This window comes from Phyllobacterium sp. TAF24 (assembly GCF_052113785.1).
Classification (GTDB): domain Bacteria; phylum Pseudomonadota; class Alphaproteobacteria; order Rhizobiales; family Rhizobiaceae; genus Phyllobacterium.
In genome coordinates this window covers 209196-233146 of record NZ_JBFRDN010000003.1, presented here as the reverse complement: position 1 = coordinate 233146, position 23951 = coordinate 209196, and the positions used below count along the sequence as shown (strand labels likewise).

Sequence of the window (23951 nt, the reverse complement as noted above, 5' to 3'; positions counted from 1 at the left end):
AGAGGGCAGGGGGATGATACTCCCTGCCTTTGCCTTTTGAGGGAGACGCGGCCTTGTCCCATTGGCTGACACTGATGCTTGAATCGCTTGGACCGTTGCTATGGGCCGGGTTGATTTTCACCATTCCGCTGACACTTCTGTCGTTTGTACTGGGATTGGCTGTGGGTTTGATTGCAGCACTTATCCGGCTGTTTGCTGCCTGGCCCTTTGCCGCCATCGTCAAGTTTTACGTTTGGATCATCCGTGGCACGCCGCTGCTGGTGCAGCTGTTTCTGATTTTCTACGGACTGCCCAGTGTCGGCATTGTGCTTGATGCCTTTACCGCCGCATTGATCGGTTTCACCCTCAACATCGGTGCCTATACGTCGGAAATCCTGCGTGCTGTGATTTCGTCCGTACCGCGTGGACAGTGGGAAGCCGCCTATTCCATCGGCATGACGTGGTCACAGGCCATGCGCCGCACGATCCTGCCACAGGCGGCGCGCGTTGCTGTGCCGCCATTGTCGAACACGTTTATTTCGCTCGTCAAGGATACGTCGCTGGCGGCGGCCATCACGGTTCCAGAGATGTTTCAGGCGGCACAACGCATTGTTGCCACCACCTATGAGCCGCTGATCCTCTATGTGGAGGCGGCGATTATCTATCTCATCCTGAGTTCGGTCCTGTCGTCGTTGCAGGCACGGCTTGAAACCCGTCTCAATCGTTATGGCGGATTTCTGGAGGCACGGTCATGATGATTGAACTGAAGAATATCGAGAAACGCTTTGGTGATCTCACGGTCCTCAAGAACGTTTCACTCAGCATTGCTGAGGGCTCTGTTATGGCGCTCGTCGGGCCTTCAGGCGGCGGCAAGAGCACGCTGCTGCGCTGCATGAACCTTCTGGAAATTCCAACATCCGGTTCCGTGGAAATCGACGGTGACAGGCTGGAATTTCAGCCGGGTGTCAAAGTCACGACCAAGGCTGTTCAGTCGGTGCGTCGGCATTCGGGCATGGTGTTCCAGAACTTCCAGCTTTTTCCGCATCGCACTGTTATCGAGAATGTCACGGAAGGCCTGACGACCGTTTTGAAATGGCCAAAGGAGAAAGCGCGCGAGCGGGCTCTGATGCTGCTTGAGAAAGTCGGTCTTGCGCATAAGGCTGACGTCTGGCCATCAACGCTATCGGGTGGGCAGCAACAGCGTGTGGCGATTGCCCGCGCATTGGCACCATCGCCGAAAATCCTGCTTTGTGATGAGCCGACATCAGCACTTGATCCGGAACTATCAGGCGAGGTTGTTGACGTGTTGGCGCAACTGGCACGGGAGGGCACCACCATGGTTATGGCAACGCATGATTTGCGTCTGGCATCGCGCATTGCCAATCAGGCGATCGTGCTCGATGGCGGCGTTATCGTTGAAACCGGCACGTCGCACGACATCTTCACGCAGCCGAAGCAGGAGCGCACAAAGCGTTTTATTGCGACATTGACCCATGAGGGACAGCATACGCACGGCGAGGGCATTTGAGGCTGGTTAGCCCGCTTTGGCCTGTGTCGGGACGTTGATCATCCATTGCACGCCAAACTGGTCTGTCAGCTTGCCAAAGAAGTCGCCCCATACCTGAAACCCGAATGGCGTGCTGATCGTTCCGCCAGCGGCGAGACGTGTGAACAGTCTTTCCGCTTCATCGCGGTCTTCTATGACAAGCATATGGGCGGAGCCGCGCATGGGTTCGGCATCGTCATTGTCCGAGGCGTAGAAGAGAACACCGGGACCTTCGAAGCGTGAATGCATAATCTTACCACGCATGGCTTCGGTGCGCACAGGCATGCCGTTTGCCCCATACCGTAGTTCTTCGGTGATCCGGCCCAGTCCACAGTGAGTGTAGAAGGCGAGGGCCTGTTCGCAAGACGTTGTAAAGAAAAGATAGTTCGACAACAGCATGACCGGTACTCCCGGGCGTTGAATATTGATCATTCTTTATCATAGCATGTGGTCTAATTGATATTGAGCCCATAGCTGGCAGGGACCAATCCTATATCGCCCATGCCTTTCGCCAGTCCGGTGATCAAGCTTGTCCTTTGCCGTTCTGCGATAAAGCTCCAGCCGCGTGTGATGCCTTCCTGCCATGCTTGGCCTCTTTCCCAAGCTTCCGCATAGGCAATGGCCAGATCAGACTGGCGACGGGTGTTTATCAATGCTTCACACAACAGGGCGGCCTGTTGCGCATCCTTATCGCGCTTGCTGATGCCGTTGTCATCGCTCCGGCGGCGCGACGCGACGATAAGCTTGTGAACCGCATAGCGTTCCGGCGCAGGTACATTCACCGATACGCCGCTCTTGTGCAACAATACGGTGCGCACGGGTTCATGGATCAGATAGTCGAGAAAGCGCAGGGGTTCTGCTGCCGCTCCGCCGAGTGCCGGCATACTGGCGGGTTTGCTGGCAAAGTCATCGCTTCCGGTGTTTGGCGTGAGAAACTCCACTTTGTACTTTTTTGCGTTCTCAAATTGCGTCGTGAGATTGCCGCTTTGATGCGGGACTTTGCGAAATGACGGATCGATCTGACGCAAGACGTCGAGAACTGGCGGAATAGTGTCACCGACAGCCGTGGAAATCGAATGAAACTGGGCAAAATCCGCATCGCCCGTCTGCATGGCTGCTGAAGGCAGTTTGATGCCAAGTACGCCAGAGTAGGTCTGGAAAGCGACGGTTCCTACAAGGACTGACCTCAGCCTGAAAAGTCCGGCATTGGCCAAGATTTCCACAATGTCTCCGGTGAACCGTTCCGGTGACGTCATACCGGCGTCGCGTGTCAGCGTCGAAACCAGCTTCCGCCGCGCCCGCAAATCGTCTTTGATTTCCTTGAACGCAGCAACGCGCTTTGAGATTTCCGCGTCGCTCTTGGGGCCAACATAAGTCCGCTTGTCGCCACTGTCCGTTGGCGTGTCAAAATACCAGTACTCATTGCCCTTGACGGTTACGGTTACAAACCGTCCCGTGATCGCAAAGTCTGCCTTGAAGTTCGCATCGAGTGTTCGCTGACCAAGTTCTGCAAACATCGTCCGATAGACCAGATCGATCTCTTTGAGCATGATGTTGTCCAGTTATAATGTTTCCGCGAAAACATTGTAACTGATTAGCGGGCCTTCGCAAGTCGTTATAATGTTTTCGCGGAAACATTATAACCCGGGCCGTTACTGTTTCGTCCTGTGACCGAGGGCGGTCTATTGCGTTTATCTGGGAGAAAGGCCATCGAGCAGGAAGTCGAGGCCCTTTCTGAATGCACCATCCCAATCATTATCCAAAAGCAGACGAGAGCGTTCGATTGTCGGGTAGTGTTCACTGAGACGTGTGAGGCATTGCTGCGCAGCAGCCATGTCATCGTCCGTAAGGTCGAAACTTGCCCGGGTGATGGTAGCGCCCATTACATAGTTCCAGAGCGACCATATCGCAATGTTCAGATCTGCGTCCGCTACACCGGCTCCGGACAGGATCTTGCTCAGCAGTTCCAGACGATTGAGGATGTTCGGGCCGAGCGCCCGGCGCGGCAACAGGGATGCCGACCAGGGATGACGCAGCATGCTGGCGCGCCAGTCTTCGAGCATATGAACGACTTCTGCACGCCAGTCTTGCGACTTATCCACTTGCGGCGGTCCGTGATATTCAAGCACCAGATTGAGCGCCAGATCAAAGACATCCTCTTTGTTGTCAACGTGCCAATAGAGGCTCATCACGCCCGAGCCGAGGCGATCAGCCAGCTTGCGCATCGTCAATCCACTGACTCCCTGTGCGTCCAGCAGTTCCACCGCAGTCCCCGCGATACGTTCCAGGGAGAGGGGTGGTTCACTGCGATCCTGCATGGGCTGAGCCCGCTTGCCCGGAATATCGCTACGTTTGGCAGCCATCTGTTTTCCTCACTGTTCAGAACGTCGATTTTGACTGGCAACACGATGAATGTCGATCTTGAACGGTTGACTCGTACAACGTACTATATAATGTATCGTACAGTGTACTAGCCATTATATGGGTCATATGGGTCAAAGTTCAATCATGCCAGCCGCGGGGAAACATTGCTCGCAATGGGCAGAGCCAAGAGAAAATCATGTCACGCGCAATCAAAAAGCTGCTTATCGGAGGGCTAATCATCATGACCATGGGAATTCCCACGGCCGCGACAGCAAATGAGAATGATCTCAAGCTGACCATCGTCAATCCACACTCCCTCTATGACCCGTCGCCGAACGGCTATAGCACGGCGGTGATCACGCCGCGCGGAGGCCGTGTGGCCTACATCTCCGGGCAGGGCGGTCAAGACAGCACTGGAGCCTTATCGCCCGACTTCGCTGTTCAGGTTAAGCAGGCCTACGCAAATCTGCGCGCCGCCCTCGATGCGCTCGGTGCCAGACCGGACCATGTCGCCAAGCTCACAGTCTTCGTGGTCGATCACGATATGTCCAAGCTTGAGGTGTTGACCAGGAACGTCAAGGAAGTGTTCGGCGAGGCACTGCCGGCGCAGACTCTGATTCCCGTTCCCAAACTCGCAATTGACCCCATGCTGTTCGAAGTGGAAGCGGTGGTCGTGCTCGATTAGCGGGGGCGGTTGGCTGCGTAAAGACTGCCACTAACGGATCGAGGTGAGGCATCCCGATCCGTGGCGATCCGGTCAATTCTCCGGCTCTCGCTTTCTCACTTTGATTAAGACACCATCACGTACCGGAACTTTCGACCCTTTGCGGAGCCTTGTTATTGACAGTTCCGTGAAGCTGGATAATTCTTGGCGCTGCGCATCCTGATCCGCGACGGGTCACTTTCCACGCGCCGCCAGCTACAATGGCGGTTTGCACTGCGCCTCATCTCACATCCCAAAAATCATCTCACCGAGAAAGACGGAGGATTTTCCATGACCAATGCCCAATGCGTATGCGGCGCACTCAGACTTGTAATGCGAGAGCCAGAAAAACTGGTTGCCGTGTGTCATTGCTTAGCCTGCCAACGGCGAACCGGCACATCATTCAGTGTCAACGCATTTTATGCGGCTGATACCGTCGAGATTTCGGGAGCGGCTAGAGAGTTCAATCGCGTTGCCGAAAGTGGCCGCAATGTACGCATGTATTTTTGCCCGATCTGCGGTTCGACAGTCTATTGGAAGCCTGATGCTGCACCCGCAATGATTGGCGTAGCTGTCGGTGCATTGGCCGATCCAAATTTCCCGGCGCCAACACTATCAATCTTCGAGCAATCCAAACATCATTGGGTAAGTCTTGCGGAAGAGGTCAAGCGCTTCAACGCAAGTCTGATCTGACGCGAAGGACAACTTTGCAGTCTCTTATGCTCCCGGTCGAGCAGGGCGATATTCAATGCAGCCAAAGTCGCACTTCAGAATAGAACCCACCCCGGCTACACACAAAGATCGCATAAGAGTTGTTATGGAACTAGCTGCCGCTACCAATATCCGGCTATTGCTGGCGTAAGGTCATCCATATCAGCGTGGCTCGTTCTCTGGCTTGTTGTTGCGCCAGCCGCTTTCAATGGTTGAGTAGCGCAGGCGTTTGTCCTGATACATCAACAGATCGGCGCGCTTGGCAACGGCTTCCAGCTTTTCCCCGGCAGCGCTTGTGGCCCAGCCAATCGAGAAGCTCAAAGGGATATTCGAATAGTACTGGTTGTTGATTTCGATCAGGCTCGAAATCTCCTCGACAACTGCCACCGCACCGGTCTCATCAACCGCAGGCAGCAGCACTGCGAATTCATCGCCGCCAATGCGCGCGGCATAATGCGGAGGTTTCACCGCTTCGCTGAGGATTTCACCGGCGCGGCGAAGCAAACCGTCACCAACACCATGGCCCCATTGATCATTGGTGGTCTTTAGTCCGTTCAGGTCCAGAATAATGATGGAAACCGGGAAAAACTCTCTGCGCTCCAGCCGGTTGAGTTCATCCACATAGAAGGCGCGATTGTGCAGGCGTGTCAGAACATCATGCTTGCCGAGATATTCCAGATAGGCTTCGGCTTTCTTGCGGGCGGTAATATCGGTCAGCGATATCTGGACCAATGACCAGTCATTCTCATGTCCGGGCAATACCGAGAACTGCAACAGCACATGCCGCTCGGACCCATCAAGTGCGTAATTGACCGTCTCGCGCTGATGGAACAGCTTGCCGTTCCACAGGTCAATCAGTTGCTCGCGGAAATGGATGTTCATTTCATCGCGGAAAACATCGGGCAGACGTCGCAACAGCGTCAGTGCATCGGGCGCCTGGAAGAGCTTCAGCGTTTCGCGATTAACATCAATGACGCGGATTTCGCTGGCGCATTGCTGGACGAACTCCGGGTGAACATCGGTAAAGACCCGGAAATCTTCGATACCGCGTTCGCGAAGACCATCGAGCAGCTTCTTGATTTTGCTGAAATCTTCCACCCATAGCGAGACGGGAGAGTGTTCAAAAAGTCCCTCGGCATATTGCTGGCTTGCGGCGTGTTGCCGTCTGGCATCTTCCCGGTCGGTGACATCCTCGATCGAAATCAGGACCTTTTCCCAAGACGCTTCATATCCTGGCAGTATTTTGCCGCGTAGCTGGATGTCCAGCCGCTTGCCTGACAGCGTATAATTGACGGTATCGCTGGAGAACTCGCCCTTGCCGGACCAGAGCTGTCCAAGTTCCTGAACATGCGTTTGCAGCATGTCATCGCGGAAAATAGCGCCGAGATTGGCAACCAATTCGRCAAAATCGGCAGCTTCAAAAAGCGAGAGTGTCCTCTTGTTGACCTTTTGTACCTGGATCAGCTTGGCACATTCGCGAATACGGGCTTCGTCTTCCCGCAGATAGGCAACGATGTCATCAACCCCTGCCCTGCGCAAGGAATCAAAGAGTTTTCGCACCGCGCTGAAATCTTCCAGCCATAGCGAAATCGGGGCAAGATCAAATGCGTCTATTTCGTCCTGATGCAAACTGAACTTGTCCATGGGGATGAAATCTCTCGGTCGGGAGGAACATGGTTAATATTCCCGTCTGATTGGCAGCTTTGCGGTTATTGTCAACTACCCTAGGTTGAGTTCCGTATGAATTCGCAAGGGTTGCCACGCGGTTCGTGCCGGGTGTTGCATGATGGACATCAATGCACGCGTGTTTTGGCATAAGGAAGCAAGGAAAACGGGGGCAGCCTCTAGTCCGTTGGTCTAATTTTCACGCGTTTTGATTTGATGTAGCTTTTTCATGTGGGGCTATGCGTTTCGCCTATGGACCGCTGCTCAGCTGGGTTCAGCCGAACAATCTGTGATTTTACAATGGAGCGACACGACACTGACAATGCCAAACATTCTGCAGGCGAAAATCCGGTCAAAATATAGCGCCTTTCGGTCGCGTATATTGCCTGCAGACAAGACAGTTCGTGGGCTCGCCATCGCCCAGACGATGGGCGCCATTGCTGGCGGCATATACTTTTCGAGTTCTGCTTTGTTCTTCTCCAGGGCTTCCGGCTTGTCGCCGCTCGAAATAGGCCTTGGTCTAACAATATCAGGGATGGTTGGTCTGCTGGTGCCATTGCCCCTTGGCATTTTGGCCGATCGCTGGAGCGCACGGAATATTGCCGCGTGGCTGACAGTCGGCGTTGGTCTCAGCTACTGGTTTTTCCTGTTGGTCAACGGATTTACAGCTTTTGTTATAGCTACGTGTTGTTTTGCCGCCTGTCTGCGCGGCGCCATGACCGCACGTATGGCGATGATAGCATCCCTGATCGACGCCAGCCACCGCACGCAAACGAGTGCGTACCTCCATGCGCTTGGTAATGGCGGCCTATCAGTGGGCGCTTTAATTGGTAGCCTGGCCCTGTATTTCGACAGTTTGCCGGTCTATCGGTTGGCCTTTTCCATCGGAGGCGCAATTTTCCTCGTTGCAGCTTTGGTTTACCGCTCTTTGCCATCCAATGTGCCGGAGCCAGTCCCTATCAGGCGAGGCCCGCCTCTCGCGGTGCTGAGGGACCGGCCCTATGTGGTCTTGGCGTTGCTCAACACGATTATTCTTCTCTACATTCCACTACTCAATATGACACTGCCCCTGTGGATCGCCTTGCATACCAAAGCTCCGCTCTGGATTGCGCCGGTTCTCTATGGTGTGAACACCATAGGTGTCATGTTGCTGCAAGTTCGATTGGGGCGGCGTGTCGCGACAGCCAAGGACGCGCGCAGGTCGATTTTTTCAGCGACACTTCTATTATCCGCCGCTTGTCTCGCATTCGCTGCGATGGCCCTATCATCGACGGTGTGGCTCGCTGTGCTGCTCGCCATCTTCGGTGCGCTGCTCCATGTATTTGGTGAGATGATGCATATGGCGGGAGCATGGGATCTCAGTTTCCGTCTGGCGCCGCCGGGGCGGCAGGGTGAGTATCAAGGTTTTTTCAACACCAGTTCTGCAACCGCTGAAATGCTCGGGCCGTTTCTGCTGACTGCTTTGCTGGTGAGTTGGGGCGCGCCGGGCTGGCTGGTTCTGGCACTTGTCTTTCCCGCCGCTGGCTTTGCCATCCTTGCCTTGTTCGGTCGTCAAGCTTACCTTGAACGCGACCTTTCGGGTTAATGTAGAGCAAGCGGGAACGGGGAAGCGGCTGATGAAAGGGTTTATACTCTCCCGCCGCCGTCCCGATATGGTTGAGGATAAGGGATGACTGGGGAGAAGACGAGGTTCAGCACCGTTGAGGAATATCTGCAATCACTGCCTGATAAAGCGCGTGCCGTTCTGGAAAAACTGAGAGAAACGATCCACGAAACGGCACCTGAAGCCGAGGAATTGATCAGCTACCAGATACCCGCTTTCAGGTTTCATGGCATGTTGATCTATTATTCCGCCTATACACAGCATGTGTCGCTGTCTTTCCCCGCCTTTAAGGTCTTCGAGGTTTTCAAAGAAGAGTTTACGCCCTACGAATTGAGCAAATCTACTGTTCGGTTCAGGCTTGATGAACCGCTGCCGCTTGATCTTGTGCGCGAGATTGTCAAATTCCGGATGAAGGAAAATCTGGAAATGGAAGCGGCCAAGTCGAAGGGTAAGAAATCATAGCCTGATGGCGTGATCGCCCCGCCCCTTCCATGCCCTTCGATCAAAAAAGTATCACCGCATTGGGGACGGAGTGGTGTCCGGTCTCGCTTCCAGCGTGATAGGTTGCCGCCACCGACAAGAGCGTCGCTCTTCCGATGGATGATGTGATGCCGGGCAAGGATGGACCGTTGCCATACGGCTTGAATATATCCCGCTTTGCGCAGTCGGAATTCTTGTGAACGTTTCGGTCTTCGAACCGGCGTTGATCAGAAACTTCTAACTTTGGTCGCGTCGATCCCGTGACGGTCGATGCGCATCGGTTCGTGTTTTCGCCCTGATAATGGTCAAGCGGATTTAAGGAGATTTGACATGGAATTCGCGGGGAAGAGGGTCATCATTACCGGTGCGGGTAAGGGGATCGGCCGTGTGCTCACGCAGATGCTAAGCGCCCGTGGGGCAGCCGTCATTGCGCTTACCCGAAGCGCCGGGGATGTTGAAGCGCTGCGCGATGTGCCCGGATGCACAGCAATCGAGGTTGATCTGAGCAATGCGCAGGCGACGCGGCTGGCGGCGCGCCAGGCCCTGCCGGCTGATCTGCTCGTGAACTGTGCAGGCACCACCGATCTGCAGTCATTCGTCGAGACCTCAGTCGAATCCTTTGATCATCTGATTGCGGTGAACACGCGGGCACCCATGATCGTTGCGCAGGAATATGCCCGTGATCTCATTGCGAAAGGGCAGAAGGGGGCCATTGTCAATGTTTCCTCGGTAGCCTCCTTTGTCGGCATAGCCGACCATGCCGCCTATTGTGCTTCAAAAAGCGGGCTCGATGGGCTGACGCGGGTGATGGCTCTGGAGCTTGCCCCCCACGGTATCCGGGTGAACGCGGTCAACCCGACGGTGACTTTGACACCAATGGCGGTGAAAGCCTGGAGCGATCCAAAAAAATCGGAGGGAATGCTCAATCGCATTCCGGTCGGCCGTTTTGCAGAACCTGCCGATGTGGCCGAGGTGATCCTGTTCCTTCTGTCTGATGAAGCCGCAATGGTCAATGGAATCGCGATGCCCGTAGATGGCGGGTACATGATTACCTGAGCATCGGCTTGGTCTGTCGCTTCAGCTTCAACTCATAGGCGGACGGGTGGATCAAACCGCCCCTTCCCGGCCACCTCGATTAAAAAGGTCTTGCCAGCATTGGGGTCGGAGCGGCGCTGGGTCTCGCTCATATCTTGATAGGCTGTCGTTACCACCATGGCTGCGGAGTCCTCATCGATAAAGGCCGGGCATGAAGGTTGCCGCGCCGGAGTTGCGATGGATCGAATGCGCTTTCCATCGGGCGAATAGACATCGATATGCGCGCGACCCCAGCAAGCGTTCCAAAGGTTGCCATCACGATCAACGATGGAGCCGTCAATGCCACCGGCATCCTTGTGCTCATAGAACACAGCGGGTTCGCCAAGCGGCAAACCGGTTTCAGAATCCGTATCGACACGCCAGATGATGTTCTTCCGGGTATCGGCGAAATAGCCAATGCGCCCATCGGGAGAAAAGCAGATCGAATTCGTGATGGTAATATCGGTGAAGAGCGTGCGCAGCTGTCCTTCCCGGTACCAATAAATCGAGCCCGCACCCTGTTGTGATTTCTTGCCCATAGTGCCGATCCAGAACGCACCGGCTGGATGCACGCGGGCGTCATTCGACCGGGTGATGGGGTTATCCGCCTCAATGGGCTGGTGCATAAGCGTGTGGCCGGTCGTGCGGTCGCGGATGAACAGGCCCGTTTCCGTCGAGATCAACTGGCGGTTCGCATCAACAACCGCAAGGGCGCTTGCCATCTGGCCCAGCGGGTGGACATCGACCACACCGCCGGCACGGGGTTTTTCAAACAGGCGGCCCGTAACAATATCAAACCACCACACTGTTTTTGTCAGCGGATCATAACCCGGCCCTTCACCCAGTTCGCAGGGCACATCATGAAAGACGCGAATATTTGGTTTATCCATAATCAGGCTCCGGCAGAAAATATCCGGTCATAGGCCTCGACGGTTGCCCTTGCCCGCTCGCCGACATAGGCAGCCGATGCGCCGACCTTGTAAAGGCTTGAGCCCAAACCGAACGTGCGAACGCCAACCTTGGAATAGGCAGCAAAGCTGTTTTCATCCACGCCGCCAACAGCCCCGATAATCGTACCCTTTGGGAGGATTGCGCTGATCGCCTTGATGCCATCGGGACCCAGCACGCTGGCAGGAAAAAACTTAAGGCCCGAAGCGCCCGCTTTCAATGCGGCCAAAGCCTCTGTTGGCGTGAAAACGCCGGGCATTGTCACCATCTTTGCTTCTGCTGCGGCGGCAAGTACGGCAGCATCGACATTCGGGCTGATCATCAGACGGCCACCTGCCGCGTCAAGGCGTGTGACGTCGGCAGGATCGAGCACCGTGCCAGCGCCAATCAACACATGCGATGGCAAGCTTTTCGCCAAGAGTTCAATAGACTGGAACGGCTCGGGCGAGTTGAGCGGAACTTCAATCACATCGATACCGGATTTCACCAGTTCTTCGCCAATCGCAAGCACTTCGTCAGGCTTGACGCCGCGCAATATGGCTATCAGATCGCGCTTGAGCTTGGGCCAGGGAGCGGAAGATTGTGTCATTGTAAGTGTCCTTATGCTTCGGCTGGCCAGAGTTTGGATGCGGCAACAAACAATCCCTTGCGTACGGCCTCATCTGCATCAACGATGTCGAAGGTAAGTCCCGCAACGGTCAGTGCTTTGGCATAAAGCGCAGCCATTGCACCCGATGCGACGAGTGCGATTTTGTTTGCTGTGCCATATTTTTCCTTGGCACCTGCGATCTCAGTGCCGATAAGCAGACCTGATAACCGCGATGCCGCCGCATCTGGCGTAAGATTTTCCAGCAGCATGGCAGCGCGAATACCAAAAAGTTCGCCCAGCATGCGCCGGTTGCCAGCAAGCATCAGTTCAAGCCCCGCAATAAATTGCGGATGTTCTGGTGTGGCCGCATCGGCGGCATTGCCAATGGAATGGCGCAGGATCGAATGCCCGGCCAGCAACGCATAGAGTTCACCGGTCAGATAGGTCGAAAAAGATTTTGCCCTGCCCTCTTCCAGTTCCACCCATTTTGAATGTGTGCCGGGCATGGCCACCAGACCGCTGCGCAGATTACGGGCCAGCATGGCGCCAAGCAGCTGGGTTTCCTCCCCCCGCATGACATTGGGCGCGCTGCCCGATTGCGACAGGCCCGGGATGATCCTGACATCGCGGGTGATACCAGCAATTTTGACCGCTCCGGAAAGTATCGCCGTGAGATCCGCCGGTACTGGTACGTAATTGGCCTCGACCCAACCCTGCCGCGAACCGGCCATACCGCAGATGATAACAGGCAAATCTATCGGTGCGCGAAGACCGGTCAGATGATCTTCGAGCGTTTCGGCAAAACCACGGGCGCGCGATGTATCCAGACCATCATCTGAACGACGCTCGGCGACGACATTGCCTTTCTCGTCCAAAAGCCAGAGACGGAAGCGGCTCGTTCCCCAATCGGCGACCGCATAGGTTGCTGTCCCGCTCACAGATAGCCTCCATCGACAATCAATGTCTGGGCGGTGAGCATCCGGGCCGCGTCCGAAGCGAGGAACAGGCAAGGCCCGACCATATCGCCGGGCTGAATTTCCTCCTTCAGCACCTGTTTGTCGATATGAGCCTTGAGGCTGTCATCAGTCACCCAGAGTTCGCGTTGACGTTCCGTAATGACCCAGCCCGGCGCTATTGCATTGACGCGGATGTTCTCCGGTCCGAGACGGCCGGCAAGCCCTTTGGTAAGGCCAATAATTCCAGCTTTTGCAGCCGTATAGGAGGGAAAGTTGCCCTGATTGATCATGAAAGATGTGGAGGTAAAATTGACGATCGAACCGCCGCCCGATTGCCGCATACCCGGCGCAACCGCCTGCGCGGTGAAGAACTGCGGACGCAGGTTAATGGACTGGTTTTTGTCCCAATATTCGACCGTGACATCGTCAATATCGTGCCTGTCATCCCAGGCCGCATTGTTGACGAGCACAGTTACTGGACCGTGAGCCGCAATAGCCTTGGCCACAGCGGCGCGGAGCGCTTCGATGTCGCGCAAGTCCGTGTTCAGGTAAAGCGGCTTGTTGCCATATTCCTTGTCCAGACGCTCGACGAGTGCGTGGGAGGCATCATCGGCAATATCAACGAAAGCAACGCGCGAACCTTGCCGGACGAACCCTTCGGTCAAGGCCGCGCCAATGCCGGACCCTCCCCCGGTGATAAGTATGGAACGGTTTTTCAGATCGGGGAAAATAGAAGAGGGCATCATGGTCAGAATCTCGCTGTGAGTTCCATTATTTGGAACGCAATTTGACTATATAGAATAGTCATCCTAGAGTGCTGAAAGTCAAGAGGTGGATGTCATTCAATGGACAAGACGCAGGAAAACTCAACGGGAACCCTAGGGAAAGCTCTGGAGGTTTTGAACATTGTCGCTTCTTCGCCGGTGCCGCTCCGTTTTACCGACGTGCTCAAACTGTCCGATCAGCCGCGCGGCACACTGCACCGGCAAATATCAAATCTGATCGAGGAAGGTCTGCTCGCCATGAATCGCGACCATTCCTATGGCCTTGGTCTTCGCCTGCTGCAGTTTGCCTCGAAAGCCTGGTCCAGCAATGAGTTTCGCACCATTGCCGAGCCTCACCTGCAGATATTGCACGAACAAACCGGTGAAACGGTTCATTTGGGCGTCTTACGCGGTATCGAAGTGATTTACCTCGACAAGGTGGAAAGCCGCCAGAGTGTTCGCATGTATTCGCAGATCGGCAATACGGCGCCGGTTTATTGCACGGGCGTCGGCAAAGCTGCGCTATCCGCCCTTTCAGACGAGGAACTTAATGCGCGCATTGGCCTGATTGAGTTTCGACGTTTTACTGCAAACACCTTGCCTGATGCAAAGGCGCTGCTGAAGGAAATCGATCACATCAGGGTGGAGGGCAACGCCTATGACCGTGAGGAGCACGAAACGGATATCTGCTGTGTTGCCGCGCCTATATATTCCCATAACCGACATTTCGTTGCGGGTATTTCCGTGACCGGTCCCGCCTATCGTATTACGCCCGAGATTCTCACATCCTGGGCGGGTATTACCCGTGCTGCGGCAGCGGCAATTATGGCAAATATGGCAACGCAACTTTCGCCGCGTGCATAACCATTTGTTTTTACTTCGGAATAAATGTTGCATCTAACCGATTGAATTTTGGTTCCTGCCTTAGTTTTCAAGAAATCAACACAAATAATTCATAATTCGCTCTGTGAGCGCTTGACCTCACACATATAAAAATTTCAGTCTCCCCCAACTTTCGTATTAGTTGGTCTCAATACTGGAGGATTTTATATGTCTTTTCGCGACATCAGCGCGGCTCATTCCGTGCGTAATTGTCACCTCTCCCGGTTCCGCAAACATCTCAAAACAACTGTTTTTACAACAATACTCATCTCTACAGCTGCACTCACAACGGGCGCACTGGCACAGGAACTCCCCAAATATTTCAACGCTGATGGCACGCGAACGAATGATTTCGAGGCGGCAAGGAAAACATGGCGCGCCGACAAGGAATTCAATGGAAATGTTGGTCTGAAAGCAATTAATGCCGACGCGGCCTACGCCATGGGGTACACCGGCAAAGGTGCAAAACTTGGCGTGATCGACCAGCCTGTCTGGGCAGGTCATCCGGAATTTGCTGGCGCTGGCAAACTGACATTCCTTACCAATACGGGTATTCGCCTTTACACCGATCCCAACATCCCGGTTAAGGCTGGTGATCCATTCGTCGCCGATGGCAAGCAGTTCATTGATGGCTTGGGCGGCATTTCGGAACATGGAACGCACGTTGCGGGCATTGCCGCGGCGAACCGCGATGGCAAGGAAATGATGGGTGTCGCGTTTGACGCCCATATTTTTGCCGCCAACAATTATGACGCGGGCCCTGAAGACGGTATCGTGCTTGGCAATGATGGCGCCGTCTACGGCAAGGCCTGGGATTCCATGATCAATAGCGGTGTTGATATCATCACCGACAGTTGGGGTATCGGTCWTTCCAGTTCATCCTGGTCCTATCAGCAGGCTTATGGACAATTTCAGGAGATCAAGGCGATTCTCGACAAGCCGGAAGGTGGCGCTTACAGCGGCGCTCTCAAGGCTGCGCGCAGCGGCATTGTTGTCGAATTTTCGGCAGGCAATGATGGCGGGCTCGAACCGGACGCGATGGCGGGGCTTGCCGCTTTTGCACCGGATGTAGAGAAACATTGGCTGACGACAATGAGCGTCGTTGCGGACCCCGAGAATCCGCAGGGATATTCAAGAAGCAGCTTTTCCAGCAATTGCGGCTATTCCAAATATTTCTGCGTAGGTGCCCCCGGAACGCAGATCTACAGCAGCATTCCAACCGGCGATATTACCGGTTTCAAGATCGGTGATGTCTTCACCGGGGAATTGAAACCCGGCTATGCCAAGTTCAACGGCACCTCCATGGCTGGCCCCTTTGCCACCGGCGCTTTTGCCGTGTTGAAGCAACGCTATTCCTATCTCGCCAATGGCGAGGTCAATGAGATTCTCAAAACGACATCCACCGATCTCGGTGACGCTGGTGTTGACAGTGTTTACGGTTGGGGCCTGATCAATCTCGACAAGGCACTCAAAGGCCCCGGTCAGTTCATGAGCCAGTTTACGGCCAATCTGCCCGGCACCTATGTTGGCAAGAATGAAGAGGTCTGGAGCAATAATATCTCTCAGGATGCGTTGAACCAACGCAAGACCGAGGATGCCAAGACAATAGCAGACTGGGAAGCAAAGAAGGTTACGGAAGGCTGGCAAAACGGTGTAACCGAAGCCAGCAAGGCGAAAATCAAGGATCAGGTCGCGGTTGATTTCCCGACTGCCACTTATCCGGCTGCCATCGATCTCGTAACAAAGCGGTATGCAGCGCTGGATAAAATCACTCTTGCGCAGGTTCCTCCATTGACGGAGGCAGAAGCAGAGGCTGCCAGTGCAGCGTTTGATAAGGCCGATGCGGATATGCGCAAGGATGCAACCGCAACGGCGCTGTGGAACGCCTTCGTGGCGACTAACCCCGACACGAGCAAACCGCGAGAGAAACAATTTGTAACCTTCTCGACGACGCCTGCTTCCAGTCTGGATACCATTCGCGGTACGATCACCAATGATCGCATTGCCAGTGCTTTGGCGGAGTTTACCGCGTATGAAGCGCTGATTCCAACCTTGCAGACCAAGCTTGGCGACCCCAATAATTATGTGGGCGGGTTGACCAAAGGCGGCGCGGGTACACTGCGATTGACGGGTGTAAATACTTACAGCGGCGATACGATTATCAATGGCGGCTTGCTGTCCATATCCCGGACGCAAAATGCGGATGGAACGCTTAACAATGACGGATCAATCACCTCGAAGGTTATCGTCAACAATAGCGGTACATTGGGCGGTAACGGCACTGTTGGTGGAATCGTTGCCAATGCAGGTGGTACCGTTGCGCCGGGTAATTCCGTCGGCACGTTGGCGTCAAAGGGTGATGTGACCTTTAATGCAGGCAGTAATTTGCATATTGAGGTCAACGGGGAAGCCGCTGACAAGCTGGCAGTAGACGGGAAAACCAAGCTGCTGGGTGGTGTAGTAGTTGTGACACCCGAAGCTGGAGACAGCAAAGCCCCGATTAGTGGTCGGGGTTATGGCATCCTTTCTTCAACCGGACTGATTGATGGAAAATTCGAGAAGGTCGCCACGTCGTATTTGTTCTTCGATCCCTCGCTGGCTTATACGCCCACGGATGTAACTGTTACCTTGGGACGCAACAGTCTCGGCTTTGATGATTTGGGTAAAACTCGAAATCAGAAGGCAGTTGGCAAGGCGATTAATAACCTTGGTGCCGGTAACCCGCTTTACGACAAGGTTCTTGCTTCAACCCTTTTCGACAATCTCGCCGGAGGGTATCAATCTCTGACTGGCGAAATCCATGCCACGCTGAACGGGGTCCTCCTTCAGGATGGTCAGTTCATCAGTCAGGCGGCAACCGATCGTGTTCGGGCAGCATTTGACGGCGTTGCCGTGAAGCCGCAGCCGACAATGGCGCCGTTGGCCTATGGTCCGGATTCCAAGTCGAAAAGCGGCGAGGCCTTTGCCGCGGTTGAGCCGGTCCCGGCTTCAACGGCGCTATGGGGACAGGCCTACGGAGCCTGGGCTCATGCGGATGGCAGCGGCAATGCCTCCGGTTACAATCGAGATACCGGTGGTTTTGTCACCGGTCTTGATGGTGTGATTGCCGATGTATGGCGGTTTGGTCTGCTGGCAGGCTATGGCAATACATCGTTGCACAGTGGCGGTGACAAAGCTTCAGTCGATAGCTATCAGGTCGGTGTCTATGGTGGACGGCAATGGGATGCGCTTGGGCTGCGCCTTGGCGCCACGCTTGCCCATCATGAGATTGATACCAACCGGCGTGATACTTTCGGTGGTTCTGCCGGTGCGGCGGATGTTTCCTACACGGCCCAGACCGTGCAGGTCTTTGGTGAACTTGGCTACCGTATCGATACGTCTTACGCTGCTTTTGAACCCTTTGCCGGGGTACGATATGCGCATCTGAAATCTGACGGGTTTCAGGAAAATGGCGGGATAGGCAATGTATCGGTTCATTCGAACTCAAGTGACGTGACCACGACGACACTTGGCCTTCGTGCCTCGCATGACTTTGCACTTGGCGAAAGCACCATTCTCACCGCGCGCGGTATGCTTGGCTGGAACCACGCCTTTGGCGATGTTACTCCAGAGCAGACTCTGGCCTTTGCCGGTGGCCGGCCCTTCACCATTGAGGGTCTGCCGATTGCCGAAGATGCCCTTGCGGTGGAAGCTGGCTTTGATGTCGGTATTGGCAAGAACGCGTCGCTCGGCCTGACCTATACCGGTCAGTTCTCCAGCGAGAACAATGACAATGCCGTCAAGGCGGATCTGACGGTCAAGTTCTGAAACTGACGATGGGGTTGGCGCCATGCCAACCCCATTTCACATTTGGAGTCTGCGGGCAAATCTGTCTGTTGATGCAACAATGGCTTCGCTCATGCCAGTCGCGGTTGGTGAATGTCCAGCATTGGGTACGATAACCAACGCGCCATCCGGCCAGACCTGCGACAGCTCCCATGCCGTCACGAGCGGCGCTTCCAAATCGAAACGACCCTGAACCATTACACCAGATATTCCATTTAAGGCCCTGGCCTCCCGCAATAAAACGCCATTTTCAAGCCAGGCATTATGATGGAAATAATGCGTGATGATACGGGCGCGTGCCAGAATATAGCGATCATCAGACCATTTTGATGATAGCGTTGCCGCAGAATTGATAAGGATCGACGCCGCTTCCCATTCATGCCAGTCGCGGGCAGCTTTCAGGCGAACATTCGGGTCTATATCATTTAACAGGCGGTAATAGGCGCTGACGAGATCGCCGTCCCGCTCTCCGTGGTTCGACAAGCTCACCATGAGGGAGATTGGTGAAAGGGAGCTAAATTCTGCACCCTTTGTGCTGCAATCTTTGTGATTAGCATTGCATCCCCACTCTCCCTCATGGTGAGCTTGTCGAACCACGCACCCCGCACCAGATGCCCCAGCTCGGAATTTTGCCCATTCTTCCGGGAACAGAGGCGCGATATCACGATAGAGCCAGTCAATCTCCGAACGCCGCGTGGTGGTCACACCCGCGAGGACCAAAGCAAGCACCCGGTCGGCGTGTTTCTCGGCATAGGCAAGCGCCAATGTGCATCCCCATGACATGCCGAATACAAGCCAGAGGCTGACATCAAGGTGCTGGCGTAACCATTCGATATCATCAAGCAAATGTGCTGTTGTATTAACCGACATATCGGTGTTCGCATCACTGGCATGGGGTGTGCTGCGACCACAACCACGCTGGTCGAACAGAATGATCCGATAGCGATCAGGGTCAAAGAAACGACGTGTATTTGTGGAACAGCCGGAACCCGGACCACCGTGAAGGACAAGCGCCGGGATTCCTTGCGGATTGCCGCACATTTCCCAATAAATGCTGTTGCCGTCGCCAACGGCGAGCACGCCGTGGCTGTAGGGCTCAATCTCCGGATAAAGGTTTTGCATTGTCCTGCCTGTAAATGCCGAGACTGGCGTCGTTCGAGCCCATCGCCTTTTCCTGTTACATCAGAATGACAGTGGCTGCGCGTTCATAGCCGTATAGGCAGCGGGATGTGAATTGTGCGCGTGGTTCGGCATAACAACCATGACGGAGAGTGAGGATGCAACGCTAATCGCAAAGATTGCAGAACTTGACTGTCAACAGCCCACCCCCTCCGTCATCCTCGGGCTTGACCCGAGGACCCATGGCTAAGGAGATTAGTCCTCACTCTCCCGTCATGGTTGTTATGCCGAACCACGAACAATAATTGTGCCGAGCGATCGTGCTAGTTCATCACCGTATAGTCGGCGGGACGTGATCCGGACAAGACGAGATCAGCATTGGGGATATCATTGGAAAGGGCGCGCTGCTGCGCCGAACCGACATTGTAGCCAAAGCCGAGCCACCGCTGAACAAGGCGGTTTTCCATTTCGACGCGGTCCACCTGCAGGAACACCGTGATATCAAAAAGTGGTGCCAGTCTGTTCCAAGGCGCTTCATCAAGCAGAAGATAATTGCCTTCCACCAAAAGAATGCGTTGATCTCCACTCACCACAGCAGCACCCGCGCGCGCCAGATCGAGCTTGCGGTCAAAAAGGGGAATGACGACACCGTTCTCCCCTGCCCGCAGCCGCTTCAGCAGGACTTCAAACCCGGCACAGTCGAAGGTGGGTGGGGAGCCCTTCCGTTTGCGCTGGTCACGGGCATCGAGAATAGCATTGTCGAGATGAAAGCCATCCATAGGAACGACCACAGCTGCGTCATTCTCCTTGGCGTTGATGGCCGCGCAGATTGCTGCGGAAACGGTGGATTTGCCGGCCCCGGGAGGGYCGGCAATGGCAACGATCAGACGGTTGGTTTCTGTGGCGCGGGCCAGAATGGCCGTCACCAGATCATCGATTGTTACAATCATCGAATACCGCCTGTTGCCAAAACCGCTTGATGGTTCAGGCAAGCCATTTGTCATAATCGGAAACAAGGAGATGTACTGGCGCCTCATCCTCTTCGATGGAGGAGAAACGGCCAATTGGCTCGCGGAAGATATTGTCGGTCAGATCGTCATTAACCGTTGAGACTTCGCCGATCAGCACATCGCCGCCTTCGCCCCAAAATGCATGCCAGTTTCCCGGCAGCAGCGTGACACTCTCGCCCGGCTGCAATTTCAACAGGCCACCGGCCTTTAGCTTGACGATACGCCCGTCCGTTGCCACTTCCACATCGGTCTTCTCATCGACACTGCCATCGGCATTCGAGTTGAAAAGCTCAAGGACAAGTGTGCCGCCGCCGCGATTGATGATGTCCTCGGCTTTGACGATATGGCGATGCATCGGCGAGAGCTGCTTTTCGCGTGAGATCATGATCTTTTCCGCATAAAGCATGCCGCCGCCCTTTTGCAGGTCGTCGGCATTGCCATTGCGGGTGGTGAAGAGGAACAGGCCGAGTTCGTCGAACTTGCCCTGTCCATAGTCGGTGATATCCCAGCCTAGCCGCGCCTTGAGAATAGCTTTTGTGTCGCTTGACGTACGGGCCTTCAGCTCTTCCGGTGACCAATAGGCAAAAGGCGGCATGACATAGCCGAAGGAGCGGATGAACTTATCGCTTTCACGGATGATCGCGTTGACTTCTGAGCGTTTCATTTTTGCAATTTGTCCTTCATGCAACAAGACTGGCGGGTGGCTCTTTGGCTCCCGTCATGAATGCCACGGCATCGGACATGGTGTATTCCTTTGGGTTGATGACACAAAGGCGTTTGCCAAGCCGGTGAATGTGGATGCGATCAGCCACTTCGAAAACATGTGGCATATTGTGGGAGATCAGCACAATCGGTAGTCCGCGCTTTTTCACATCCTGAATGAGTTCCAGAACGCGGCGGGACTCCTTTACGCCAAGTGCTGCCGTTGGTTCGTCCATGATCACGACCTTGGAGCCGAAAGCAGCCGCACGCGCCACGGCGACGCCTTGCCGTTGACCGCCCGAGAGCGTTTCAACCGCCTGACTGATGTTCTGAATGGTCATCAGGCCAAGCTCGGTCAGCTTGTCGCGCGCCTGCTTTTCCATGGCCTTGCGATCGAGCATACGTAGCCAACTGCCAAGAATGCCCGGCTTTCTGATTTCGCGGCCAAGAAACATGTTGTCGGCAATCGAAAGTGCCGGGGACAAAGCAAGGTTCTGGTAGACGGTTTCAATACCGGCATCGCGCGCTTCCATTGGAGAGCGGAAATTGATCACCTTGCCATCGAGCTTGATTTCGCCCTCATCAGGATGAACAGCACCCGATATCGCCTTGATAAGAGAGGATTTTCCGGCGCCGTTGTCGCCAATGACAGCGAGAACTTCGCCGGCATAAAGATCGAAATCCGCATGATCGAGAGCCGTGACACGGCCATATCGTTTGACCAGACCGCGAGCCGTAAGAAGGGGTTCCTGGGTCATCAGCTCGCTGCCTTTCTGATCCACTGATCGATTGCCACAGCCGTTATGATCAAAACGCCGATCATCAAATAGGTCCATTGGACATCGGTGCCGTACATGCGCATGCCGAAGGAGAAAACACCGACAATCAGTGCGCCGAAGAGCATGCCGAGGATTGATCCGCGTCCACCGAAGAGCGACATGCCACCGATAACCACAGCGGTGATGGATTCAATATTGGCGAACTGGCCAACCTGTGGCGATACGGAGCCGTTGCGGCCGATCTGCGCCCAACCGGCCAATGCACAGATGAAACCGGCCAATACGTAGACGGAAATCAGGACGCGCTTGGTGCGCACACCCGCAAGTTCGGCCGCTTCCGGGTCATCACCGATTGCGTAGAGATGGCGGCCCCATGCCGTGTGTTGGAGCACATACCAGAGAATGGCGATCAACAGGATCATGGCAAACACGCCATAGGTGAAGGTGGCGGTACCGATCTGGATTTTTTCGCCGAAGAATTGAAGCATCCGTGCGTTGGTTTCGATGTCCTGCGCCCGGATCGTTTCATTGGCAGAGTAGATATAGGTCGTTGCCAGAAAAATCTGCCATGTACCGAGGGTGACAATGAAGGGTGGCAGCTTCACATAGGCAATCAGTATGCCGTTGATCAGACCGCACAATCCACCCAGAGCGACGCCGCACAGAATGGAAAGCTCGACCGGCAATCCGTAGCGGAACGTGAACTGACCCATGACGACTGACGTCAGAACCATGATTGCACCAACGGAAAGGTCGATACCGGCGGTCAGAATAACCAGTGTCTGCGCCGCGCCGACAATACCGACAATCGCCACCTGTTGCAGGATCAGCGAGAGGGCAAAAGGTGTGAAGAAGCGCGAACCGACGATGACGGCGAATACCACCAGAGACAACACAAGCACGATCAGCGGAACAGCTGCCGGGCTCGAATGAAGAAAGTGGCGCGTCCGCTCAACAAGGCTTTTCTGCTCACCGTCGAAATTGGCAACGGCTGTCGCGCTCTGCGTAAGAACGCTCTCGAATTCCTGCTTGGGTTGTGATCCCGGATTGGTTTCGGTCATGAGTTGGCTCCCCGAAATTTGCGCAGTTTGGAGAGGACGGTTTACACCGTCCCCTCCTTGCCTGCTTGCTTTTTTGTCAGATCAGGCGGCGATCAGCCCCAGCACTTGGCAAGGCCGCTCTTCACATCGATGGACTCGACGCCCTTGACCGGCTTATCGGTGACAAGCGAAACGCCTGTGTCGAAGAAGTTTTTGCCTGCTGTCGGCTTCGGCTTTTCTCCGGTGTCAGCGAACTTCTTGATGGCCTCAATGCCGAGCGAAGCCATCATCAAAGGATATTGCTGTGATGTCGCGCCGATAACACCGGCTTCAACATTCTTCACGCCGGGGCAGCCGCCATCGATGGAAACGATCAGCACGTCTTTCTCCTTGCCGAATGCCTTCAGCGCCTCATAGGCACCGGCAGCAGCTGGCTCGTTAATCGTGTGAACGACATTAATGCCCGGATCCTTCTGCAGAAGGTTTTCCATGGCCTTGCGGCCGCCTTCTTCATTGCCATTGGTGATGTCGTGGCCAACAATGCGCGGGTCTTTCTCATCGCCAATCTTGTTAATGTCGACAACATCAATGCCAAAACCCTTCATGAAGCCCTGATCGCGCAGAACGTCGACCGATGGCTGTGACGGTGTCAGGTCGAGGAAAGCAACCTTTGCGCCCTTGGCCTTGTCGCCCAAAGTTCCGGCGGCCCACTTGCCGATGAGTTCGCCCGCCAGAAGGTTATCGGTTGCAAAAGTTGCGTCAGCCGCGTCGACTGGATCAAGCGGTGTGTCGAGTGCGATGACCAGAACACCGGCATCGCGTGCCTGCTTAACCGACGAGACGATGCCTGCTGTGTCTGATGCCGTGATCAGAATACCCTTAGCGCCATCGGCGATGCAGGTTTCGATAGCTGCGATCTGGCTTTCGCTGTCGCCGTCGATCTTGCCCGCATAGGTCTTGAGGTTAACGCCGAGTTCCTTTGCCTTGGCAACAGCACCTTCCTTCATCTTGACGAAGAACGGATTGGTGTCCGTCTTGGTGATAAGGCAGGCGCCGACGCCTGCAGCCTGTGCCGGAGCGGCGAAGGCGGCGATGGCCACAACAGCAGCGCCGAGAATGGTTGATTTGAGATAAATGCTCTTACGCATGTCACTTCCTCCCAGAGTTTAATCATAATGCGACGTGCCGCCCATGGGCAGCATTCGTTCGCTT

23 protein-coding genes are annotated in these 23951 nt (G+C 54.9%); 9 read left to right on the top strand and 14 right to left on the bottom strand.

Annotated elements, in window-relative coordinates:
- Positions 1-53: 53 nt before the first annotated feature.
- Positions 54-734 carry an amino acid ABC transporter permease gene (locus AB4Y96_RS04560; RefSeq protein ID WP_441915964.1) on the top strand — a complete coding sequence of 227 codons (681 nt, stop codon included), beginning with the start codon at positions 54-56 and terminating at the stop codon, positions 732-734.
- Positions 734-1507, top strand: coding sequence for an amino acid ABC transporter ATP-binding protein (locus tag AB4Y96_RS04555; protein WP_441916041.1), 774 nt, complete (start codon positions 734-736; stop codon positions 1505-1507). The genes AB4Y96_RS04560 and AB4Y96_RS04555 overlap by 1 nt, the downstream gene beginning before the upstream one ends.
- A gap of 6 nt (positions 1508-1513) precedes the next feature.
- On the opposite strand, the gene AB4Y96_RS04550 is transcribed toward AB4Y96_RS04555, so the two are convergent.
- The 3 genes from AB4Y96_RS04550 to AB4Y96_RS04540 form a co-directional block, all read right to left on the bottom strand.
- Positions 1514-1924 (bottom strand): VOC family protein, encoded by a 411-nt coding sequence (locus AB4Y96_RS04550; protein ID WP_441916039.1) that lies wholly within the window; start codon positions 1922-1924, stop codon positions 1514-1516.
- Between the two features lie 53 nt (positions 1925-1977).
- Positions 1978-3075: a nucleotidyltransferase family protein gene (locus AB4Y96_RS04545; protein ID WP_441915963.1), complete on the bottom strand. Its 1098-nt coding sequence runs from the start codon at positions 3073-3075 to the stop codon at positions 1978-1980.
- 141 nt (positions 3076-3216) lie between these two features.
- Entirely contained in the window at positions 3217-3888 is a 672-nt protein-coding gene (locus AB4Y96_RS04540) for a TetR/AcrR family transcriptional regulator (protein ID WP_441915961.1), read from the bottom strand.
- A 197-nt stretch (positions 3889-4085) separates the two neighbouring features.
- Between AB4Y96_RS04540 and AB4Y96_RS04535 the strand changes: the two genes are divergently transcribed.
- Together AB4Y96_RS04535 and AB4Y96_RS04530 are read left to right on the top strand one after the other, a co-directional pair.
- Positions 4086-4574, top strand: a complete 489-nt coding sequence (locus tag AB4Y96_RS04535) for a RidA family protein (RefSeq protein WP_441915959.1) — start codon at positions 4086-4088, stop codon at positions 4572-4574.
- A gap of 309 nt (positions 4575-4883) precedes the next feature.
- On the top strand, positions 4884-5285 hold the full coding sequence (locus AB4Y96_RS04530) for a GFA family protein (RefSeq protein WP_441916038.1): 402 nt from the start codon (positions 4884-4886) through the stop codon (positions 5283-5285).
- Positions 5286-5465: 180 nt separating this feature from the next.
- On the opposite strand, the gene AB4Y96_RS04525 is transcribed toward AB4Y96_RS04530, so the two are convergent.
- Positions 5466-6947 carry a diguanylate cyclase domain-containing protein gene (locus AB4Y96_RS04525; RefSeq protein ID WP_441915957.1) on the bottom strand — a complete coding sequence of 494 codons (1482 nt, stop codon included), beginning with the start codon at positions 6945-6947 and terminating at the stop codon, positions 5466-5468.
- Positions 6948-7290: 343 nt separating this feature from the next.
- Between AB4Y96_RS04525 and AB4Y96_RS04520 the strand changes: the two genes are divergently transcribed.
- From AB4Y96_RS04520 to AB4Y96_RS04510, 3 genes are all read left to right on the top strand, one after another.
- On the top strand, positions 7291-8553 hold the full coding sequence (locus AB4Y96_RS04520; RefSeq protein WP_441915956.1) for an MFS transporter: 1263 nt from the start codon (positions 7291-7293) through the stop codon (positions 8551-8553).
- 84 nt (positions 8554-8637) lie between these two features.
- Positions 8638-9033 carry an iron chaperone gene (locus AB4Y96_RS04515; protein WP_441915954.1) on the top strand — a complete coding sequence of 132 codons (396 nt, stop codon included), beginning with the start codon at positions 8638-8640 and terminating at the stop codon, positions 9031-9033.
- Between the two features lie 348 nt (positions 9034-9381).
- On the top strand, positions 9382-10107 hold the full coding sequence (locus AB4Y96_RS04510) for an SDR family oxidoreductase (RefSeq protein ID WP_441915952.1): 726 nt from the start codon (positions 9382-9384) through the stop codon (positions 10105-10107).
- Positions 10108-10139: 32 nt separating this feature from the next.
- On the opposite strand, the gene AB4Y96_RS04505 is transcribed toward AB4Y96_RS04510, so the two are convergent.
- Genes AB4Y96_RS04505 through AB4Y96_RS04490 form a run of 4 tightly spaced genes read right to left on the bottom strand, consistent with a single transcriptional unit; the run spans position 10140 to position 13364 of the window.
- A complete protein-coding gene (locus AB4Y96_RS04505) occupies positions 10140-11015 on the bottom strand; it encodes an SMP-30/gluconolactonase/LRE family protein (protein ID WP_441915951.1) in 876 nt (291 codons plus the stop codon).
- A 2-nt stretch (positions 11016-11017) separates the two neighbouring features.
- Positions 11018-11662: a 2-dehydro-3-deoxy-6-phosphogalactonate aldolase gene (locus tag AB4Y96_RS04500; protein ID WP_441915949.1), complete on the bottom strand. Its 645-nt coding sequence runs from the start codon at positions 11660-11662 to the stop codon at positions 11018-11020.
- An 11-nt stretch (positions 11663-11673) separates the two neighbouring features.
- Positions 11674-12600 (bottom strand): 2-dehydro-3-deoxygalactonokinase, encoded by a 927-nt coding sequence (locus AB4Y96_RS04495; RefSeq protein WP_091885583.1) that lies wholly within the window; start codon positions 12598-12600, stop codon positions 11674-11676.
- On the bottom strand, positions 12597-13364 hold the full coding sequence (locus tag AB4Y96_RS04490) for an SDR family NAD(P)-dependent oxidoreductase (RefSeq protein ID WP_441915947.1): 768 nt from the start codon (positions 13362-13364) through the stop codon (positions 12597-12599). Before AB4Y96_RS04490 ends, AB4Y96_RS04495 begins: the two co-directional genes overlap by 4 nt.
- A gap of 99 nt (positions 13365-13463) precedes the next feature.
- On the opposite strand from AB4Y96_RS04490, the gene AB4Y96_RS04485 reads away from it, so the two are divergent.
- Positions 13464-14246 carry an IclR family transcriptional regulator gene (locus AB4Y96_RS04485; RefSeq protein ID WP_441915945.1) on the top strand — a complete coding sequence of 261 codons (783 nt, stop codon included), beginning with the start codon at positions 13464-13466 and terminating at the stop codon, positions 14244-14246.
- A 186-nt stretch (positions 14247-14432) separates the two neighbouring features.
- A complete protein-coding gene (locus tag AB4Y96_RS04480; protein WP_441915943.1) occupies positions 14433-18071 on the top strand; it encodes an autotransporter domain-containing protein in 3639 nt (1212 codons plus the stop codon).
- Between the two features lie 36 nt (positions 18072-18107).
- Here the strand turns inward: AB4Y96_RS04480 and AB4Y96_RS04475 are convergent, their stop codons facing one another.
- The 6 genes from AB4Y96_RS04475 to AB4Y96_RS04450 form a co-directional block, all read right to left on the bottom strand.
- Positions 18108-19211, bottom strand: coding sequence for an alpha/beta fold hydrolase (locus AB4Y96_RS04475; protein ID WP_441915941.1), 1104 nt, complete (start codon positions 19209-19211; stop codon positions 18108-18110).
- A 320-nt stretch (positions 19212-19531) separates the two neighbouring features.
- On the bottom strand, positions 19532-20158 hold the full coding sequence (locus tag AB4Y96_RS04470) for a nucleoside triphosphate hydrolase (RefSeq protein ID WP_441915939.1): 627 nt from the start codon (positions 20156-20158) through the stop codon (positions 19532-19534).
- Positions 20159-20192: 34 nt separating this feature from the next.
- The gene (locus tag AB4Y96_RS04465) at positions 20193-20882 is read right to left on the bottom strand and encodes a D-lyxose/D-mannose family sugar isomerase (protein WP_091885571.1); all 690 of its coding nucleotides are present in this window, start codon (positions 20880-20882) and stop codon (positions 20193-20195) included.
- 16 nt (positions 20883-20898) lie between these two features.
- Positions 20899-21678, bottom strand: a complete 780-nt coding sequence (locus AB4Y96_RS04460) for an ATP-binding cassette domain-containing protein (protein WP_113096484.1) — start codon at positions 21676-21678, stop codon at positions 20899-20901.
- Positions 21678-22760, bottom strand: coding sequence for an ABC transporter permease (locus AB4Y96_RS04455; protein WP_441915936.1), 1083 nt, complete (start codon positions 22758-22760; stop codon positions 21678-21680). The genes AB4Y96_RS04460 and AB4Y96_RS04455 overlap by 1 nt, the downstream gene beginning before the upstream one ends.
- Positions 22761-22852: 92 nt before the next feature.
- Positions 22853-23887 carry a sugar ABC transporter substrate-binding protein gene (locus AB4Y96_RS04450; protein ID WP_441915934.1) on the bottom strand — a complete coding sequence of 345 codons (1035 nt, stop codon included), beginning with the start codon at positions 23885-23887 and terminating at the stop codon, positions 22853-22855.
- Between the last annotated feature and the right edge of the window lie 64 nt (positions 23888-23951).